The following is a 583-nucleotide window of genomic DNA, read 5'->3' on the forward strand; positions in this document are numbered from 1 at the left end:
TGGAAATACTAAATGAAAATATAAAATTAAAAGAGGGATACAATGGAAGAGATAAATATAGGATGGAACTTTGATAACAGCTATGCTCGTTTACCCAATGTATTTTTTAGTAGAGTTAATCCAGAAACTGTACCATCACCAGAAATTGCAGTTACTAATCATGATTTAGCAATATCTCTTGGACTAAATCCATACAACCTACAAAGTAAAGAAGGTGCATATATACTTTCAGGTAACCAGATTCCAAAAGGAGCACTGCCTATTGCTCAGGCTTACGCAGGACATCAATTTGGGCATTTTACCATGTTAGGAGATGGTAGGGCAGTACTAATAGGAGAACAAATTACCCCAAAAGGTGAAAGATTTGACATACAGCTCAAAGGTTCAGGCAAAACAGCATACTCAAGAGGAGGAGATGGCAAAGCAGCACTTGGACCTATGCTTAGAGAGTACATCATAAGTGAAGCGATGCACGCACTTGGTATTCCTACAACTCGAAGTTTAGCTGTAGTTACAACTGGAGAAACAATAATTAGACAAACTAAGCAAATGGGTGCAGTTTTAACTAGAGTGGCTTCAAGTC

The 583-nt window shown here is 37.9% G+C and carries 1 protein-coding gene; it reads left to right on the plus strand.

Going from position 1 to position 583, the window contains the following annotated elements; genetic code table 11:
• Positions 1 to 42: 42 nt before the first annotated feature.
• The coding region (locus tag CLOTH_RS10465; protein WP_331722092.1) for a protein adenylyltransferase SelO family protein at positions 43 to 583 on the plus strand (541 nt) is incomplete at its 3' end.

This window comes from Alkalithermobacter paradoxus (assembly GCA_002029295.1).
GTDB classification, from domain to species: domain Bacteria; phylum Bacillota; class Clostridia; order Peptostreptococcales; family Peptostreptococcaceae; genus Alkalithermobacter; species Alkalithermobacter paradoxus.